Origin of the sequence: Streptomyces telluris (assembly GCF_024519335.1) — a bacterium.
GTDB lineage: Bacteria > Actinomycetota > Actinomycetes > Streptomycetales > Streptomycetaceae > Streptomyces > Streptomyces telluris.
This window is the reverse complement of the sequence record NZ_JANIID010000012.1, coordinates 163384-180542: the sequence shown is the minus strand read 5'-3', so window position 1 is coordinate 180542 and position 17159 is coordinate 163384. Positions and strand designations below refer to the sequence as shown.

The following is a 17159-nucleotide window of genomic DNA, read 5'->3' as shown; positions in this document are numbered from 1 at the left end:
GTTTCCTCCGGTCGTCGGGCAAGGGATTCGAAACGAGGATTCGATACGCTCGTATCGATACGAAAGTATCACTAGAATCGGAGGCATGCCCAGACAGGTGGATTACGACAGCCGGCGGCGTCAGATCGTGGCGGCGGCCTTCGCCCTCGTCAGCGAGCAGGGGCTCGAGGGGATGACCATGCGCGACGTCGCGGCCCGGGCCGGCGTCTCGGTCGGCGCCGTACAGCGCTGCTTCCCCAGCAAGGAAGAGATGATGACCTCCGTCGTGGAGGACATGAACGAGCAGGTCAGCGCGCGCATACAGGCCCGGATCGCGGACTCCCCGGACCCGGACTCCGCCGCGACGATGCTGCAGCACACACTCGCCGGCATCATGCCGCACGACGAACCGACCCTGGCGGAGTCCCGGGCCTGGCTCGCCTTCGCCGCCCACGCGGCCGTCACCCCCACCCTGGCAGCCGTCCAGCGCAAACAGTACGAGGGGCTTGCGGAACTCATCGCCCTGCTGCTCCGCACGGCGCAGGCGTCCGGAGACGTCCGCTCCGACGCCGATACCGACGGGGAGGCGGACGCCCTGATCGCCCTCGCCGACGGACTCAGCATGCAGATCCTGATGGGCCGCCGCACCCCCGACTCCGCCCTGGCGATGCTCGACCGACGGCTCGCCACGCTCCGGACCGCGCAGTGACCCGAGGCAACGCCCCTCTGTACGAACCCTCTACCCGACCGGGAGGTCCCGACATGACCAGCAAGTTCACCGAGCTCGCGATCGACTGCGCCGATCCCCACGGCCTCGCCCGGTTCTGGTGCTCGGTCCTCGGCTACGAGGTGCAGGACGAAGACGAAGCCGACGGGGTCGTGACCATCGGTTCCCCTGCAGTGCCCGAAGGCAGGAACCACCCCGGCCCGGTGCCACCGGTACTGACCTTCGCGCGCGTACCCGAGGGCAAGACCGTCAAGAACAGACTCCACATCGACGTCAACCCGACCGACAGGGAGCAGGACGAAGAAGTCCGCCGCCTTCTCGACCTGGGCGCTCGATACGCCGACGTCGGTCAAGGCGATGAGCGCTGGGTCGTCCTTGCCGACCCGGAGGGGAACGAGTTCTGCGTCCTTGCGGACCGCTGCCCCTGATCGGTCACGTCGGGCCTGTCTCCCGGTGCCCGGTACGGCCTGAGGCAGTAGCTCGATCACAGGAATCCACTCCGTACGTATACGACGGGGGCGGCGCGGAACCATCCCCCTGGTTCCGCGCCGCCCCGCCGGTCCTCCTCCGTTATGAGCCCTCAGGCCGCTTTGGCGACCAGCTGGTCGGCGAGCTTGCACAGGCGGCGGACCGTGCGGTCCTCCATGGCCACGGGTGCGGCCGGCGAGAGAGCGGTGCGGTCGTAATACGCACCCGGGATGACCTCGGTCGCCGGGTCGCACAGGCGCGCAACACGCTGCGCGCCCTCGACGGCGGAGTCGCCCTCGTGTGCGTAGAGCGGGAGCAGGGCGGTGTCGCAGATGCCGGGGTGGACGCTGACGGAGGTCCAGGGCGCCTTTTCGCGGGTGGAGATCGTCAGGGCGAGCTGGGACTGGGCGTACGCGGCGAGGCGGGAGTAGCGCTTGGCGCGGTGGGGGTCGCTCCAGGCGATGGAGGCCGTGCGGTGCATGGCGGAGGAGACGTTGACGACTCGGCTGCCGGGCCGGGCGGACAGCGGGCCGGACAGCTCGTGGGTGAGGAGGTAGGCGGCCAGGAAGTTGACCTGGAGGGAGAGTTCGTTGCCGTCCGCGGTCATGGTGCGGCGCTCGGGAGCGGCGACGGCCGCGTTGTTGACCAGGACGTCCAGGGCGGGGTGCCCGTCGGCGATCCGGGCGGCCATGCTCCGTACCTCGTCGAGGCGGGAGAAGTCCGCGACGGCCAGGCACAGGCGCGAGGCGTCGGCGCCGGCGGCCACCATCCGGCCGACGGCGTCCTGCCCGGAAGCCACGTCGGGCGCGTGCACGATGATGGTGCAGCCCCGACCTTCGAGCAATCGGGCGGTCTCCCAGCCGATGCCGGAGGTGGCGCCGGTGACCAGCACGGTCCGGGAGGCGGGCGAGACAGAAGACATGTTGATCCACTCCGGGATATGGGCAAGCGCGACAGCGCTCCACCGGGCGGCGGGGCTGTCGTGCGAACGGGAAGGCGGCACCTGGCGCTCGGGGAGCGCCGGATAGCAGGTGGAAGAGATCGATGCGGTGCGGCGGCAGCAGGCCGCCGCCCGCGCTCCGAGGGGTGTGGCAGTGCTGCTCAGAGCACCGCGTTCACCGCACCGGCAGCGAACAGCGCGCAGGACTCGGCGCCGCCGTATGAGGCGGTCGGTCGTCGTGGCGCAGAGAGCTGTTCACGTCATCCAGTCAACGAGGCCGCCGCCCCGGGTTCAACCGCCATCGCGCTTTCCTGATGCCTCCCTGATACGGGGCCGCTCCGGTGAGAACGCCGACGGGGCGGCGTACGCCGACGCGATGTCGGAGTGCGCCGCCCTCGGGCGGGAAGGGTTGCGGGAGGCGGGCGCCCGCGCGGTCGTCGTGTCTCGGTTACTGCGGTTCGCGGTTACTGCGGATTTCAGTTACTTCGGATCTCAGTTACTTCGGATCGCGGTTGAAAACCGACTTCGACCAGAAGTAGCCGAGCGCGGAGAGAGCGAGGCACCAGGCGACGGCGAGCCACCCGTTGTTGCCGATCTCGGTGCCGAGCAGCAGGCCGCGCAGGGTCTCGATGGCCGGCGTGAACGGCTGGTACTCGGCGATCGGCTGGAACCAGCCCGGCATCGCGTCGACCGGGACGAAGGCGCTGGAGATGAGCGGGAGGACGATCAGCGGCAGCGCGTTGTTGCTGGCCGCCTCGGCGTTCGGGCTGACCATGCCCATCCCGACCGCGATCCAGGTGAGCGCGAGGGCGACCAGCGCCATCAGCCCGAACGCCGCCAGCCACTCCAGAGCCGTGGCGTTCGTGGACCGGAAGCCGATGGCCACGGCGACGGCACCCACGAGGGCCACGCTGGCGACCGACTGCAGCACGCTGCCGATGACATGCCCGATGAGCACCGAGCCGCGGTGGATCGCCATGGTGCGGAAGCGGGCGATGATGCCCTCGGTCATGTCGTTGGAGACGGACACCGCGGTACCGACCACGGTGCCTCCGATGGTCATCATCAGGATGCCCGGCACGACGTAGGCGATGTACTCGGCGCGGTCGGCGCCGCCGCCCATGCCCGCGCTCATCACGTCACCGAAGATGTAGACGAAGAGCAGCAGCAGGACGATCGGTGTCAGCAGCAGGTTCAGAGTGAGGGACGGGTAGCGCCGCGCGTGCAGGAGGTTGCGGCGGAGCATCGTGGACGAGTCGCGCAGGGCGAGGGACAGGGAGCTCATCGGACAGCCTCCTTCGGCTGGTTGGGCTGGTTGGGCTGATCGGACTGGTTGAGCTGGTTGAGCTGGTTCGACAGGCTCGCTCGGATCGGCTCGTTGGAGCCGGTGAGGGCGAAGAAGACGTCGTCGAGGTCGGGGGTGTGCACGGTCAGCTCGTCCGCCTCGATGCCGACGGAGTCCAGCCAGTCGAGGATGGAGCGCAGCTCGCGCTGGCTGCCGTCGCTGGGGATCTGCAGCGACAGCGCCTCGTCGTCCCGGCTGACCTCGCGCAGCGCACTGGCGGCGGCCTGGTAGGCGCTCGGGTCGGAGAACCGCAGCCGCACGTGCCCGCCGGGGATGAGCCGCTTCAGCTCCTCGGCGGTGCCCTCGGCGGCGATCTTGCCGTCGTTCAGCACCGCGATACGGTCGGCGAGCTCGTCGGCCTCCTCCAGGTACTGGGTGGTGAGGAAGACCGTCGCCCCTTCGGAGACCAGCTCGCGGATGATGCCCCACATGTTGTGGCGGGAGCGCGGGTCGAGGCCGGTGGTCGGCTCGTCGAGGAAGATGATCCGCGGTTTGCCGACCAGGGTCATGGCGATGTCGAGGCGGCGCTTCATGCCGCCGGAGTAGGTTGAGGCGGGCTTCTTCGCCGCCTCCACCAGGTCGAAGCGCTCCAGCAGCTCGGCGGCGACCCGCCGCCCCTCGCGCTTGGACAGGTGGTGCAGGTCCGCCATGAGGAGCATGTTCTCCTCGCCGGTGATCAGCCCGTCGACGGCGGAGAACTGCCCGGTGACGCCGATCGCGGCGCGTACCCCGTCCGGTGACTTGGCGATGTCGTGGCCCGCGACCTGGACCTGCCCGCCGTCGGCGGTGATGAGCGTGGAGAGGATCTTCACGACGGTGGTCTTGCCGGCGCCGTTGGGCCCAAGCAGAGCGAAGACCGAGCCGGCCGGGATGCGCAGGTCGATGCCGTCTAGGACGCTCTTGTCGCCGTACGACTTGCGCAGGCCGATGGCGGAGACGGCGGCGGGCGACGCGTGACCGTCGACCCAGCTAGGAGTAGACATGGGCATGACAGGAGCAGGCATGGGCCCTCCGTTCGAAGGCTGAAGTGAACTGAAGCAAGTGAGGATGAGGATGAGGACGAAGGCGAGGCCGCGTGAGGATGTACTGCCGCTCAGGCCTTGGCGCGAAGGATGTCGATGTTGCCGTACCGGGTGCGGGCGCGGACCTCGACGGTGTCCTCGGTCTTCTCCGGAGCCTCGGAGGCGGTGAGCGTGTTGCGCACCTGGCCGGAGGCCGAGTGGACGTCGAGCCAGGCGGCGGTGCCCGCACGGATACCGACCTCGATGGCACCGTAGGAGGTCTCCAACTGGAGGATCCCGCGGGCCGCTTCACCCACGCGCACGGTGCCGTGGGCGGTGGTGGCGGTGACCGAGGCTTCGGCGCGCGCGATGACGATGTCGCCGTTGGCGCCGCGCACCCGCAGGTCGCCGCCCGCGGCGCCGACGGTCGTGGTGCCGTGCGAGTTCTTCAGGACGGCCGGGCCGTCGACGGTGCCGACGCGCAGGCTGCCGGTGCTGGTGCTGATCTCGGCCGCACCCTCGACGCGGTCCACGGTGATCGAGCCGTGGGAGGCCGTCAGCGTCAGCGGGCCGGTGGCGTCGAGTCGGACGTCGCCGGACGAGGTCTTCACGCTGACCTCGCCGAGCCGGCCCTCACCGAGCACCTGGGCCCAGGCACCCGTCACGTCGACGTGCGAGCCCGTGGGCAGTTCGACCGTCACGTCGACGATGCCGGGGCGGCCGAGGCCGAGCAGATTGCCCTTGGGCGTCCTGACCGTCAGGACGCCGCCCGCGTAGGTGACCTCGGTCTGGTCGGCCGTCCGCAGGTCACGGTCCTTCTTCGGGTCGCGGGGCAGCACCTCGACGACGGTGTCGAAGCGGGCGCCTGCCGTGAACCGGATGGAACCGGCTTCCACGTGCGCCGTAGCCGAGATCGGTTCGGGAGTGTCGAAGGAAGGCATGGCTGTCCCGTCCTCTTGAGTCTTGGGGATGTCCCTGCTGGTGGGACGTGGTGTGGGTGGTGCGATGGGGTGATGCGGTGAGTTGCTGCGTCGGTGAGTTGCTGCATTGGTGCGGGTGAAGCGCTGCGGGCGCGGGGCGGGGACTCGGCAGGGGCGGCTATCGCACCCAGCCCGTGATGTTCTGCCCGACGGCCCGGGTCTTCTCCGTCGTACGCGGACGGGTGCCGCCGCCGACCGCGGCCGACACGGTGCGCACCAGCCACGCGTTGACCGACAGGCCCTCGCGACTCGCGGCCTCCTCGGCGCGGGCCTTGAGCTGGGCCGGCAGCCGCAGGTTGACGCGGGCGGTGCCGCCGTCGTCGCCGTCGGCCGGGGCCGACGCCTTGAACAGTTCGATGGGCGCGGCCGGCTCGGCGGGGGCGCCGCCGTCGGTGGGCCGCAGGGTCACCACGAAGTCGGGGTCCAGCCCGCGCAGCCGTATATCGACCGAGCCGGGGGCGAGCTCGCGGGTGATCTCGTCCATTGCGGCGGAGAGCACGTTGAGCATGGTCAGACGGGTCGCCGCCTCCAGAGGAGCGGTGAGCCTCTCGGCCAGCTCGCGAGCGTCTTCCCCACCGGCTTCGGCGGCCACCGCGAGTTCGCGGCGGAGGGTGTCGACGTACGGGGTGAGGTCCATGACGTCATCATGGCAGCGCCATGGCGCCATGCGCAAGCCCGAATGGCGCCTTGGGTGGGCGAACCTGGCGAGCAGCCGCTCTGACCTGCGAAAAAGGGAAGGAACCAGGCTGGGAAATGACGGCGCCATCCGCACTCGCGCGCTCCGGGAAGGACGGAATGGCGCCGCGCGTCACCAAGTGACACCAAGCGACACCATCCGGCGCCACCCTGCGCCACGTGGCGCCACGTGGCGTCATGAGATGGCGGAGCGGGTCTGCAGCAGGGGCAGCCCGCGCACGGATGCCGCCGGAGGCGGGCGCGCGTACCGGGACGGGGACGCGGACGCGACGTCAGTCGTCGATCGCCTGGTAGAGCGTGGTCCAGAAGTCGTGGATGAGCCGCGGCGAATCCGCAGTGCTCATCCCGGTCTGGGTGAGCAGGATTCCGGTGAGCTGGTGGTCCGGGTCGGCGTATGTCGTAGTGCCGGTTCCGCCGTCCCAGCCGAACTGGCCGATGGGCGCGTAGTCGCCGCGGTAGGTGCGCACCGCCATCCCGAAGCCCCAGCCGCCCTGCATCCCGAGGCCGAGCGGCACTTGGGCGTTGTCGGCCACGGCGTCCCGGGCGGCCTGCTGCCCGGGTGTGAGGCGGTTGGTGGTCATCAGCCGGACTGCGGGCCGGGACAGGATCCGTTCGGTCCCGTGCCCGTGCATCCCGTGGTTGAGCAGCATCCGGAGGTAGGCGTGGTAGTCGTCGACGGTGGAAACCAGCCCGCCGCCGCCCGCCTGGAACGCCGGAGGCCGGCTGAACCTTCCGCCCGCCGCCTCGTCCCACACGTGGAACTCTCCGGTCTGCGGGTCGGGGGCGTAACTGGGCGGCAGCCGGTCGATCTTGTTGGCGGGCACGTGGAAACCGGTGTCCTTCGATGCCGGGAGGCAGACTCACCAATGAGGAGCGCCGGCACATCGCCGCGGGGCTGGCCGAGGGGCTCGGATACACAGAGATCGGCCGGCGTCTGGGGCGACCCGCTTCGACCGTCATGCGGGAGGTCACCCGGAACGGCGGACCTTACGGTTACGGGGCGGACCGGGCGCACAAGGCCACGCAGCACCGCGCACGCCGGCGCAAGCAGGCCCGGCCTGCGGCACCGCCGGCCCCCGACAGCAGCCACGGGCGCGACCCTCAAGCGGTCCAGGACTTCACAGCGTCCTTCACTATTCTCCTCGAACAGCAGGGAATGCCCCGGATGATGGCCAGGGTGCTGGCCTGCCTGTGCATCACCGATTCCGGCACCCTCACCGCAGCAGACCTGGCCGAGCGGCTCCGCGTCAGCCCGGCGTCCGTCTCGCACGCCGTCACTTACCTTGAGCAGCAAGGAATGCTCAGGCGCGAGCGTGCCCCCGGTGGACGCCGCGAACGCCACGTCATCGACGACGAAGTCTGGCTCCGGTCCACCCTCGCAGCGCTGCAGATGAACGAGGCCCTGGTAGCCGCATCGCAGCGCGCCACCGAGATCCTCGGGCCTACAACCCCGGCGGGCGCTCGCTTCGAATCCTGCGCCGAATTCCTCCTCCTCGTCAGCGAGTCCCTCCAGACGGTCATGGAGCAGTGGCGACAGCACCGATCCGCCCGGAGTGCCGACGTCAGCAGCGATCTCTCGGCGATGACGACAACCCCGCGCGGGTGCAGCAGCGCGTACCTCCTTGCCCGCTTCAGGACCGATCAGGATCAGCAGGGTCTTCTGCCGTAATCCGGTGGGTGGTGCTCTCGGCCGTTCTGCTGGCGGTCGTCGCGGCGCTGTGGGCGGGGCGGGGGGCGTCCGGCAAGCTGACCACCGGTGGTTGGGCGCCGCGCAAGGCCGCGTCGTTACGGTCCGCGCCGCCCCCACCCCGGTGGAACCGCTGGTCGCCGGCCCACCGGCGCGGCTGCTCGACGTGCGGCACGCCGTCGCGACGCGCCTGCCGCTCACCGTCGGCATCGTCGTAGCCCTGTCGGTCGCGGTCGACGCACTCGTCATCCGCCCGTGCCGAACTCATCCCCAGGAGATCTCCCGTTCTCCCGCATCGAGGGAACTGTAGCGACGCGGCATGCGGTGTGGGATCAGTCCGGCAAGATCGAGTGGTCGGAGACTTTCGGCTTTCCAAGGAACTCGCCCTGCTGCGTGCCTATATGGCCCTGGCCGCCCTGGCCTGCAGGCCCCCGCAAGTGGGCGATGCCCCGGTCCAGGGCCGCTTCCAGGTGTGCGATGCCTCCCGTCGTCAGCAGGATCATCACACCGCCCTGGACTCCCGCGAGGAGGGCCGCGGCCTCGCGGTCGGCGTTCAGTTCGGTTGGTGCCTCGCCGATGTGCTGCATGTGGCGGATGCCTGCGGCGAGTTGGTCCTGCCACTGTTGCAGGAGTTCGCGGGCCACTGCCCGGGCGGCGTCCGTGGCAGTTCCCAGCTGGGATACGGCCGTGTGCAGGGGGCAGTTCTCGCCTTGCTCGCGGTAGCGGGCGACCACCTTTTCCCGCCACTGCCACCACGCGTCCCAGCTGGTCAGTGATCCCAGCTCCGGCTGCTGGTCGTCGATGACCCGGGCCGCCTCGTACCGGGCGACGGCCAGCAGCAGTTCGTCCTTCCCGCCGGGGAAATAGTGGAACAGCTGGCTCTTGCTGGTCGCCGTGCGGGCCATGACGTCCTCGAGGCGCAGGGAGAAGACGCCCTGGTCCCGTATCTCCTCGGCGGCCCCCTCGATGATGCGCTGCTTGGTGGCGGCGCCCTTGCGGGTCAACAGCACTTGTCCTCCCGGTGCGAGTGGCGGTACGGGGTGGGTCAGGGTAGGAGGAGCAGCTTGCCGGTGGTCCTGCGCGACTCGATGTCCGCGTGGGCCCGTGCCGCGTCCGCCAGGGCGTAGCGGCCTCCGATGCGCGGGGTGAGCCGCCCGCCGAGGATCAGGTCGAAGAGCTCTCCGGTGCGGTGGACCAGGGCCTCGCGGGTGGGCACGTGGTGGTGCACCACCGGGTACGTCAGGAGGATGCTGTTCGGCAGGTCGGTCGGCCGGAAGGCCGGAACGCCCATGAAGGGGCCGTAGTACGCGTGCACCCCGTGCGTACGCAGCGCGAGCTGTGAGGAGCGGAACGTCTCGGTGCCACCGCCGTCGTAGACGACGTCGGCTCCCCGTCCGCCGGTCAGTTCCCTGATCCGCTCTTCGAAGCCGCCCCCGGACCATACGAGTACGTGGTCGGCGCCGGCCTCCTTCGCAACGGTGGCCTTCTCCTCGCGGGAAACCAGGCCGATCACGTCACCGCCACGGGCTTTGATCATCTGGGTGAGCAGCAGACCCACTCCGCCCGCCGCCGCGTGCACCACGGCCGTGTCGCCCGGACCGATCGCGTAGGTCTCCGTGCTGAGGTGGCTCGCGGTGAGTCCTTGGAGCATGACGGCGGCGGCGGTCTCGTCGGTGATGGCGTCGGGCACCTTGACGAGCGAGTTTGCCGGAATGGCCAGCAACTCGGCGTAGCTGCCGGGGTGGTAGAACCAGGCCACCCGGTCGCCGACGGCCAGGCCCTCGCCCCCCGTGCCCAGGGCGGTGACGTATCCCATCCCTTCGGCACCCAGGATCACGGGAGCGGCCCAGCCCGGGCTGCCCTGGGCGCGGGCGCCGATGTCCATGTAGTTCACTCCCGCGGCACCGAGCCGGACCAGCGCCTCGCCGGGGCCGGGTGCCGGGTCCGGTAATTCGGTCCACCGCATGACCTCGGGGCCGCCGTGTTCCTCGATACGGATCGCGTGCATGAGCAGCACCTCTCTGTGCGGGCGAACGTGTGGTGAAGTGGTTCGACGAGCACAGTAGGCAGCCCGGATTGGACCCTCAAGTCCAAAGTCCGGTCGCAGGGAGCGGTACGACTGTCACCCCGTTCAGGCGACGGCGGTCTTCCTGCGGGCGCGGTACGCGGCAGCCTTGAGCTTGTTCCCGCAGGATTCCATGCCGCACCACTGGCGGCGGCTGCCGCGCGAGCGGTCGATGTAGACGCGGGTGCACTCGGGGTTGCCGCACTCCTTGAGCAGGGGTACGTCCGGGCCGCTCAGCAGCTCCACCGCGTGCCGGGCGACGGTGGACAGCGCCTCTCGCTGCGTCGCCGCCGTCCAGCGGCCGGAGTGGGTCAGCTGCGGTGCCGCGGGGGGCCTGCGGGCCGCCTCGTTGAGCACGGCCAGCGCCTCGTCCTCGAAGTCCGTGGCGAGGCGCCGGGCCGTGATCAGCTGGTAGACGGCTTCCCGTAGCGTCGTCGCCCGCCCCACGTCGGCCTGCCGGGCCGGCGAGACGGAGTCGACGACGCCGGACTCCACGTACCACGCGTCCAGGCGGTCCGGCGCCGCGAACATCTCGAAGCGCGCTGTGCGGCGCGCCCGGAGCGTGGCCGCGAAGTCCAGGGCCGGGTTACCGCACACAAAGACGTGATCCGTGTTCACGTCACCATCTTGATGGGTGACTATGACGCTCGCAAGAAACGCCGGCCGCAGTCGACCACAGCAGACGTCAGCAGCCCGGCGGCTCAGCAGCTCACGCCTGCGGTGCTCCCGTCTCCGTCAGTTCGCCGTCGGCGACCCGCAGCCACCGGTCGACGCCGATCCGTTCGAGGAAGCGCTCGTCGTGGCTGACCACCACGAACGCGCCGCGGTAGCACTGCAGGGCGCTCTCCAGCTGGCCGGCGCTGACCAGGTCGAGGTTGTTCGTGGGCTCGTCCAGCAGCAGGAGTTGCGGGGCGGGTTCGGCGCACAGGACGCAGGCCAGGGTGGCGCGCAGGCGTTCGCCGCCGGAGAGCACGCGCACGGGCAGGTGTGCCCGGGGGCCGCGGAAGAGGAAGCGTGCGAGCAGGTTCATCCGCTCCGCCTCCGGCCGGTGCGGGGCGAACACCGCGAAGTTCTCGGCCACGGTGCGGTCGGGGTCGAGCAGGTCCAGGCGCTGCGACAGGGAGGCGATGCGCCCGTCGGCACGCTTGATGTTCCCGCCGTCCAGGGCGAGTTCACCGGCGATGAGCCGCAGTAGCGTCGTCTTGCCCGCACCGTTGGGTCCCGTGAGCGCGATGCGTTCGGGCCCTCGGATCGTGAGGTGGGCGCCGTCGCCCGCGAACAGGTCCCGTTCGCCGTGGCGGATCTGCATGCCCTCGCCCAGGATGACGGTGCGTCCCGCGGGGACGTCGGTGTCGGGCAGCTCCAGGACGAGCCGCTGGTCGTCCCGTAGCGCGCGTCCCGCTTCGTCGAGCCGGGCCTGTGCCTCGTGGACGCGGGTGGCGTGCATCTGGCCGGCCCGGCCGGCGGATTCCTGGGCGCCGCGCTTCATGTTTCCGGCGAAGATGCGCGGCAGGCCGGCGTTCTTGAGGTTGCGGGCGGCGTTGCTCGCGCGGCGCTCGGCCCGTTCGCGCGCCTGCTGCATCTCGCGCTTCTCCCGCTTCAGCTCCTGTTCGGCGTTGCGTACGTTCTTCTCGGCCACCTCCTGCTCCGCCCGTACGGCCTGCTCGTACTGGGTGAAGTTGCCTCCATGGAACCGGAGTTCACTGCGGTCGAGTTCGGCGATGCGCTCCATGCGGTCCAGCAGGGCCCGGTCGTGGCTCACGACCAGCAGACTGCCGTTCCAGTCCGAGAGCACGTCGTAGAGCTTGTGGCGGGCCTCGACGTCGAGGTTGTTGGTCGGCTCGTCCAGCAGCAGGACGTCGGGGCGCTTGAGCAGCTGCGCCGCGAGCCCGAGGCTGACGATCTGGCCGCCGCTGAGCGTGCCCAGGGTCCGGTCGAGGGCGAGATGACCGAGGCCGAGCCGGTCGAGCTGGGCCCGGGTGCGCTCCTCGATGTCCCAGTCATCGCCGATGACCGTGAAGTGCTCCTCACCCACGTCGCCGGACTCGACGGCGTCGATGGCGCGGATCACCGCGTCGACTCCCAGGACCTCGGCCACCGTCGGCTCACCGGTCAAGGGAAGGTTCTGCGGGAGGTAGCCGAGCGCGCCGTTCACGGTCAACACGCCTGTGGCAGGGCGCAGTTCACCGGCGATCAGTTTCAGCAGGGTGCTCTTGCCGGAGCCGTTGGGCGCCACAAGACCCGTACGGCCGGCGCCGATGGCGAAGGTCAGGCCCTCGAAGACCGGGGTGTCGTCGGGCCAGGAGAAGGCGAGCTGGGAGCAGATGACGGAAGCGTCGGACATGGGATGACCTCGTGAGGAAAAGAGGGCAGGCCGCTCCACGACAAAACCGCTGCGCAGGTGTCACTGTGCGGAAATCGTCATACGGAAAGCGCTGCCCCTGAGACAGGGAAAAGGGGATGACGAGATGACCACAACGGCGGCGCTACCAAGGGTGCGTTGCCTGCCGGTGGTCGATCGGATCCGGGTATCACCCGGAGATGTCGTCGTCGCCCGCCATGTCTGGACTCCTCTACGAAATGATCACTGCTGAAGTCACCGTATCAGGCCCCGTACGGCCGCAGGCAAGTCCTTTTTCAGAGCACCAGGTCCCACGCCAGGCAGGACAACAGATTTCCCGTGCCTTCGGGGTTGCCGCTGTCGCGTGCGGAGTTCCTCGGCGACGCCTCCTTCGTTTCCACCATGTCCTCGAAGGCGATCCGCTCGGGCAGCGCGCCGAAGCGCGCGTGGCGCATCGCCGAGCCACTGTCCTGTGTGGTGCGGTCTTCCATCGTCAGCCTTCCGTATCGATGTGCCATCAGAGGTGGTTCGCGTCGATGACCGCCCGGGCGAACGCCTCGGGTGCCTCCTGCGGCGCATTGTGGCCGACGCCCTTCAGGGTGCGGTGGTCGTACGGGCCCACGAATCTGTCCCGGTACGCCTCCCCGCCGCCCGGAACCGTGAACGGGTCGCGCTCGGCGTCGAGCGTCACCGTCGGCACGGTGATGACCGGCCGGGTGGCGAGCCGCTTCTCGTGCGGCTCGTAGCGCCGCTCCCCCTCGGCGAGGCTCAGCCGCCAGCGGTAGTTGTGAATGACGATGGTGGCGTAGTCGGGGTTCTCGAAGGCGGCGGCGGTGCGCTCGAAGGTGGCGTCGTCGAAATCCCATGTCGGGGACACGGTGTCCCAGACCAGCCGCGTCAGGTCGTGCCGCTTGCTCTTGTCCTCCATGGCGATGCGGCCCCGCTCCGTGGAGAAGTAGTACTGGTACCACCAGGCGTGCTCGGTCGCCGGCGCCAGCGGCTGGAGGTTCGCTTCGAGGTTGATGACGAGGTATCCGCCCACCGACACCAGGGCCTTGCAGCGCTCGGGCCACAGTGCCGCGATGACATCGGCGGTCCGCGCTCCCCAGTCGAACCCGGCGAGCACCGCCTTCTCCAGCCCCAGCGCGTCCATCAGGGCGATGATGTCGAGGGCCAGGGCCGACTGCTGCCCGTTCCTGAAGGTCCGTGGCGAGAGGAAGCGCGTCGTGCCGTGGCCGCGCAGATACGGAACGATGACGCGGTAGCCCTCCGCCGCCAGCAGGGGCGCGACGTCGACGAAGCTGTGGATGTCGTACGGCCAGCCGTGCAGGCAGATGACCGGCGGCCCATGGGCCGGACCGACTTCGGCGTACCCGATCTCCAGCAGACCGGCCCGGACCTTCTGGAGCGGAGGGAACGCGGTGCGCCCTGCGCGCCCGCGGGGAGCGGGGCCGGCCGCGGGCGCGGCGGCCGTGGCGGCCCGCTGCTCCGTGCCGGCCGAGGCCTGCGCCGGCCCCGCCGGCCCCACCAGCGGCGCGGCGGCCGCACCACCGGCGCCCAGGCCGAGAGCCTTGCCGAACGTACGCCTGTTGATCATATGGAGCCCTCCGCGCGTCTCGAAGTGCCGGCCTGCGAGCGATCCGAGCCTCGCAGGAGATCCCACGCCCCCACCGGTCCCAAGGACCGCCATGGGCATGCCGTACGACTGTGGCACAGTGCGCGTCACTGGCCAAACAGGTGACGCGCGCCAAGTCACTGCATTTCAGGGGCGTTTGATGCCAAGGAAGCGTTCAAAAATGACGCGTCTGCCCCTTGCGCTCCCCCGCGGCGGGGCGGCAGGCTACCGACGCAGAAAGCACGATCGTTCTTCCTTGAAAGACTCCCGGAACGGAGCTTGATGATGATCGACCGCCGCACTCTCATCCGTAACGGAGGCGCAGCCGCCGCCGGTGCCCTCGGCGTGACCGCCCTTACCCCGGCGGTCGGGGTCGCGGCCACGGACCCCACGGACCCGACCTCCGGAGTCACGCGGACCCTGCTCCAGCGCCATCCCTCCCCCGCCGAGGGCTGGGAAACCGTCCAGACCCTGGTGGAGATCCCCAGAGGGAAGGAGTCGGGCTGGCACAGCCATCCCGGGGTGGAGGTCGGATACATCGCCCGGGGCGACGTCCTGATGGAGTTCGACGACGGTCATGCCCTGCGGCTGCGCACCGGCGACCCCTTCTTCATCCCGTCCGGCGCCATCCACAATGCCCGCAACGTCGGCAGGGAGACCACGATGATGCTGTCCACCTACGTCGTCGACGAGACGAAACCGCTGGTCACCACGTACGAGAACGAGAACAGACCCGCGAAGCCCCACCCCTGACCGAGCGGCCTCCTCGGCACCGAACGAGGCCGGCCGCACGGCGGGGCGGTCCGGCCTATGCCCGTACGGGTGTCTCCAGTTGCTCGGCCATGAGTTGGACGATTTCCGTGGAGTGCTGGGTCAGGAAGAAGTGCCCGCCGGGGAAGGTCTTCAGTGTGAAGGCGCCGTCGGTGTGCCCGGCCCAGGCGGCGGCCTCCTCCGCGGTCAGCTTCGGGTCGCCGTCACCGACCAGGCAGGTCACGGGGCTGCGCAGGGGCGGCCCGGGCTCCCAGGCGTACGTTGCGGCGGCGTGGTAGTCGGCGGCGCGGGTGGACGGGAGGATCATGCGCAGCACTTCCTCGTCGCCCGGCGGCCGGGTGCCGGTGCTGTCGTCGTCGCGCGCATGGGCCGTATCCCTGCGGGGCGCGGACGGGGCGCGGTGCCCGGAGACGAAGAGGGCGGCGGGTACGGTGTCCGCTTCCCGCTCCAGGCGCCGGGCGATCTCGAAGGCGAGGGAGGCGCCCATGCCGTGACCGAACAGGGCGAGCGGCCGGCCGGTCCAGGGGAGCAAGGCTCCGAAGACCTGGTCGGCGAGGGCCGGTACGGAGTCGAGGAGCGGTTCGGTGCGGCGGTCCTGGCGGCCGGGGTACTGCACGCTCAGCACTTCGACGGTGCCGGGCATGGCCCGGGACAGGGGGAGGTAGAAGCCGGCGGAGCCGCCCGCGTGGGGCAGGCACACCAGCCGGACGCGACTGTCGGGACACGGGTGGAATCTGCGGATCCACGGGCCGTCGTCCGCGGCGGGCGGGGTGTGCACGGAGTCGTTCCCTTCCGGTGGGGGGAAGGGCGCGGCCGAGTGCGAGCACCCGCCTGCGCCCTCCTGCCGGGCTGCCCTTGAGGAGGACCGGCCGGGGCCGGTCCTCCTCAAGGGTTCCTCCGATGCGCGGTTCAGGACGCGGTGACGTCCTGCTTGATGATGCGCTCGACGTTGCGCTCCGCGAGCGCCGTGATGGTGACGAAGGGGTTGACGCCGATGCTGCCGGGGATGAGCGCGCCGTCCGTCACGTAGAGGTTCTTGTAGCCGGCGACGCGGCCGTAGTTGTCGGTGGCCTTGCCGAGCACGCAGCCGCCGAGCGGGTGGTAGCAGAAGTCGTCGGCGAAGGCCTTGAGCTGCTTGCCGAAGAGGTCGTACCGGTACATCGTGGTGTTGGCCTTGTTGATGCGGTCGAACAGCGACTTCGCGGCGGCGACGGCGGGCGCGTTCTGCTCGCGGGTCCAGCGCAGGTCGGCCCGGTCCTTGGCCGCGTTGTAGACGAAGGTGCCGCGCTCGGGGTTCTTGGTGATGGCCAGGTAGAGGCTGACCCAGGTCTCGACGCCCGCCGGCATGGGGGCGATCTCGGCGAAGACGGGGGCGTCCTTGTTGTCCCAGTCGTCGATGCCGAGGGCGGGGATGGAGGACTGCTTGGTGCCCGTGGGGTTCCACATGTGGTTGGCGCGGGCAGTCATGATGTTGCCGTTGGGGCCCCAGCCGCCGCCGATCTCGGAGCTGAGGTTCGGCAGGGTGCCGGTGTCCCGGGCGCGCAGGAGCAGTTCGGTGGAGCCGAGGCTGCCGGCGCCGAGGAAGAGGTGGCGGCAGGAGATCTCCTTGGTCGCCAGCAGCTTGCCGTCGGCGTCCTTCTGCTCCACGGTCAGCAGGTACGTGCCGTCCTTCTGCTGACGGATGGCCTTGACCTGGTGCAGCGTCTCGATGGTGACCTTGCCGGTGCCCAGGGCTGCCGCCAGGTAGCTCTTGTCGAGGGAGACCTTGCCGTGGTTGTTGCCGTAGATGACCTCGGCGGCCAGCCCCGACTTGGGCACCGTGCCGTCCGCCTCGCGCCGCATGTAGTCCCAGTCGTAGACGTTGGGCACGAAGGTGGTGCCCAGGCCCGCCTTCGCGGCCTGCTCGCGGGAGACGCGGGCGAACTTGTACCACTCGGTCTGCTCGAACCAGTCCTTGTCGATGTTGCCGACCCGGAGGGTGGAGTTGGCGCGCGGGAAGTACTTGGCGTACATCTCTGCGGCGTCGACCTGGGGCAGCACCTCCTCGAAGTACGAGCGCCGGGGCGTGACCGCCATGCCGCCGTTGACGAGGGAGCCGCCGCCGACGCCGCGCCCCACGTACACGGACATCTGGTCGAAGTTCACGCGGTCCAGGACGCCCGCGTAGGGGTCGATGTCCCGGTTGGCGAGGTCCAGCCACAGGAAGGAGCCCAGCGGGGCCTCCGTGCGGGTCTTGAACCAGCTGGAGCGCTTGTCGGGCTTGAGCATCCCGCTGAAGACGTTGCCGTCCGGGCCGGGCTGGTTCCACAGCTGGCCCATTTCCAGCATCAGCGTGGGCACCCCTGCCTCGCCGAGGCGCAGCGCGGAGACGGCTGCGCCGTAGCCGGTGCCGACCACGACGGCGGGGACGAACGTCCCGCTCCCGCCGCCGGTCCGGGCGGCGGCGGCCGCGCGGGGGGCGGCGGTGATCGTGGTCTGGCCGGCGAGTGCGGCGGCGCCCAAGGCCGCCAGGCCGAGCATGCGGCGGCGCGACAGGGGCTGGTG

Annotated in this window: 18 protein-coding genes and 1 pseudogene; 5 read left to right on the top strand and 14 right to left on the bottom strand. The window is 70.2% G+C overall.

Annotated features, from left to right (window positions below; translation table 11 throughout):
- Positions 1-85 precede the first annotated feature (85 nt).
- Both NQU55_RS15720 and NQU55_RS15715 read left to right on the top strand, forming a co-directional pair.
- Entirely contained in the window at positions 86-688 is a 603-nt protein-coding gene (locus tag NQU55_RS15720) for a TetR/AcrR family transcriptional regulator (protein ID WP_168094446.1), read from the top strand.
- A 53-nt stretch (positions 689-741) separates the two neighbouring features.
- Complete coding sequence (locus tag NQU55_RS15715; RefSeq protein ID WP_168094445.1) at positions 742-1134, top strand: VOC family protein; 393 nt, start codon at positions 742-744, stop codon at positions 1132-1134.
- 152 nt (positions 1135-1286) lie between these two features.
- Here NQU55_RS15715 and NQU55_RS15710 read toward each other — a convergent pair whose 3' ends face one another.
- The 6 genes and pseudogenes from NQU55_RS15710 to NQU55_RS15685 all read right to left on the bottom strand — a co-directional run.
- Positions 1287-2096 carry an SDR family NAD(P)-dependent oxidoreductase gene (locus NQU55_RS15710; RefSeq protein WP_168094444.1) on the bottom strand — a complete coding sequence of 270 codons (810 nt, stop codon included), beginning with the start codon at positions 2094-2096 and terminating at the stop codon, positions 1287-1289.
- Positions 2097-2610: 514 nt separating this feature from the next.
- Entirely contained in the window at positions 2611-3399 is a 789-nt protein-coding gene (locus NQU55_RS15705; RefSeq protein WP_168094443.1) for an ABC transporter permease, read from the bottom strand.
- Entirely contained in the window at positions 3396-4442 is a 1047-nt protein-coding gene (locus NQU55_RS15700; RefSeq protein WP_256790738.1) for an ATP-binding cassette domain-containing protein, read from the bottom strand. The genes NQU55_RS15705 and NQU55_RS15700 overlap by 4 nt, the downstream gene beginning before the upstream one ends.
- 110 nt (positions 4443-4552) lie before the next feature.
- Complete coding sequence (locus NQU55_RS15695; RefSeq protein WP_168095129.1) at positions 4553-5401, bottom strand: DUF4097 family beta strand repeat-containing protein; 849 nt, start codon at positions 5399-5401, stop codon at positions 4553-4555.
- Between the two features lie 157 nt (positions 5402-5558).
- Positions 5559-6077 (bottom strand): toxin-antitoxin system HicB family antitoxin, encoded by a 519-nt coding sequence (locus tag NQU55_RS15690; RefSeq protein ID WP_168095128.1) that lies wholly within the window; start codon positions 6075-6077, stop codon positions 5559-5561.
- Positions 6078-6408: 331 nt separating this feature from the next.
- A pseudogene (locus NQU55_RS15685) lies at positions 6409-6978 on the bottom strand (serine hydrolase domain-containing protein); the annotation flags it as partial.
- 2 nt (positions 6979-6980) lie between these two features.
- On the opposite strand from NQU55_RS15685, the gene NQU55_RS15680 reads away from it, so the two are divergent.
- On the top strand, positions 6981-7805 hold the full coding sequence (locus NQU55_RS15680; protein ID WP_168095127.1) for a GbsR/MarR family transcriptional regulator: 825 nt from the start codon (positions 6981-6983) through the stop codon (positions 7803-7805).
- Positions 7806-7896: 91 nt separating this feature from the next.
- Entirely contained in the window at positions 7897-8133 is a 237-nt protein-coding gene (locus NQU55_RS15675; RefSeq protein WP_168095126.1) for a hypothetical protein, read from the top strand.
- Between the two features lie 22 nt (positions 8134-8155).
- On the opposite strand, the gene NQU55_RS15670 is transcribed toward NQU55_RS15675, so the two are convergent.
- The 6 genes from NQU55_RS15670 to NQU55_RS15645 all read right to left on the bottom strand — a co-directional run bounded on the left by NQU55_RS15670 (position 8156) and on the right by NQU55_RS15645 (position 13826).
- Positions 8156-8833, bottom strand: a complete 678-nt coding sequence (locus tag NQU55_RS15670) for a TetR/AcrR family transcriptional regulator (RefSeq protein WP_168095125.1) — start codon at positions 8831-8833, stop codon at positions 8156-8158.
- Between the two features lie 35 nt (positions 8834-8868).
- Positions 8869-9831: a quinone oxidoreductase family protein gene (locus tag NQU55_RS15665; RefSeq protein ID WP_168095124.1), complete on the bottom strand. Its 963-nt coding sequence runs from the start codon at positions 9829-9831 to the stop codon at positions 8869-8871.
- 123 nt (positions 9832-9954) lie between these two features.
- Positions 9955-10506: a CGNR zinc finger domain-containing protein gene (locus tag NQU55_RS15660; protein WP_168095123.1), complete on the bottom strand. Its 552-nt coding sequence runs from the start codon at positions 10504-10506 to the stop codon at positions 9955-9957.
- A 91-nt stretch (positions 10507-10597) separates the two neighbouring features.
- Positions 10598-12232, bottom strand: a complete 1635-nt coding sequence (gene abc-f / locus NQU55_RS15655; protein ID WP_256790737.1) for a ribosomal protection-like ABC-F family protein — start codon at positions 12230-12232, stop codon at positions 10598-10600.
- Between the two features lie 293 nt (positions 12233-12525).
- Complete coding sequence (locus NQU55_RS15650; RefSeq protein ID WP_168095881.1) at positions 12526-12720, bottom strand: hypothetical protein; 195 nt, start codon at positions 12718-12720, stop codon at positions 12526-12528.
- 26 nt (positions 12721-12746) lie between these two features.
- Positions 12747-13826, bottom strand: coding sequence for an alpha/beta fold hydrolase (locus NQU55_RS15645; protein ID WP_168095882.1), 1080 nt, complete (start codon positions 13824-13826; stop codon positions 12747-12749).
- Between the two features lie 300 nt (positions 13827-14126).
- On the opposite strand from NQU55_RS15645, the gene NQU55_RS15640 reads away from it, so the two are divergent.
- Complete coding sequence (locus NQU55_RS15640) at positions 14127-14597, top strand: cupin domain-containing protein (RefSeq protein WP_256790736.1); 471 nt, start codon at positions 14127-14129, stop codon at positions 14595-14597.
- A 55-nt stretch (positions 14598-14652) separates the two neighbouring features.
- On the opposite strand, the gene NQU55_RS15635 is transcribed toward NQU55_RS15640, so the two are convergent.
- Positions 14653-15393 (bottom strand): thioesterase II family protein, encoded by a 741-nt coding sequence (locus NQU55_RS15635; protein WP_168095883.1) that lies wholly within the window; start codon positions 15391-15393, stop codon positions 14653-14655.
- Positions 15394-15524: 131 nt separating this feature from the next.
- The gene (locus NQU55_RS15630; protein WP_256790752.1) at positions 15525-17135 is read right to left on the bottom strand and encodes a GMC oxidoreductase; all 1611 of its coding nucleotides are present in this window, start codon (positions 17133-17135) and stop codon (positions 15525-15527) included.
- Between the last annotated feature and the right edge of the window lie 24 nt (positions 17136-17159).

Excerpts from the sequence above, each read along its gene's own strand:
- NQU55_RS15680 (WP_168095127.1), top strand. The coding sequence starts at position 6,981 with ATGCCGGGAGGCAGACTCACCAATGAGGAGCGCCGGCACATCGCCGCG.
- NQU55_RS15705 (WP_168094443.1), bottom strand. The coding sequence starts at position 3,399 with ATGAGCTCCCTGTCCCTCGCCCTGCGCGACTCGTCCACGATGCTCCGC.
- abc-f (WP_256790737.1), bottom strand. The coding sequence starts at position 12,232 with ATGTCCGACGCTTCCGTCATCTGCTCCCAGCTCGCCTTCTCCTGGCCC.
- NQU55_RS15700 (WP_256790738.1), bottom strand. The coding sequence starts at position 4,442 with ATGTCTACTCCTAGCTGGGTCGACGGTCACGCGTCGCCCGCCGCCGTC.
- NQU55_RS15650 (WP_168095881.1), bottom strand. The coding sequence starts at position 12,720 with ATGGAAGACCGCACCACACAGGACAGTGGCTCGGCGATGCGCCACGCG.
- NQU55_RS15695 (WP_168095129.1), bottom strand. The coding sequence starts at position 5,401 with ATGCCTTCCTTCGACACTCCCGAACCGATCTCGGCTACGGCGCACGTG.
- NQU55_RS15640 (WP_256790736.1), top strand. The coding sequence starts at position 14,127 with ATGATGATCGACCGCCGCACTCTCATCCGTAACGGAGGCGCAGCCGCC.
- NQU55_RS15630 (WP_256790752.1), bottom strand. The coding sequence starts at position 17,135 with ATGCTCGGCCTGGCGGCCTTGGGCGCCGCCGCACTCGCCGGCCAGACC.
- NQU55_RS15715 (WP_168094445.1), top strand. The coding sequence starts at position 742 with ATGACCAGCAAGTTCACCGAGCTCGCGATCGACTGCGCCGATCCCCAC.
- NQU55_RS15710 (WP_168094444.1), bottom strand. The coding sequence starts at position 2,096 with ATGTCTTCTGTCTCGCCCGCCTCCCGGACCGTGCTGGTCACCGGCGCC.
- NQU55_RS15690 (WP_168095128.1), bottom strand. The coding sequence starts at position 6,077 with ATGGACCTCACCCCGTACGTCGACACCCTCCGCCGCGAACTCGCGGTG.
- NQU55_RS15720 (WP_168094446.1), top strand. The coding sequence starts at position 86 with ATGCCCAGACAGGTGGATTACGACAGCCGGCGGCGTCAGATCGTGGCG.
- NQU55_RS15665 (WP_168095124.1), bottom strand. The coding sequence starts at position 9,831 with ATGCACGCGATCCGTATCGAGGAACACGGCGGCCCCGAGGTCATGCGG.
- NQU55_RS15645 (WP_168095882.1), bottom strand. The coding sequence starts at position 13,826 with ATGATCAACAGGCGTACGTTCGGCAAGGCTCTCGGCCTGGGCGCCGGT.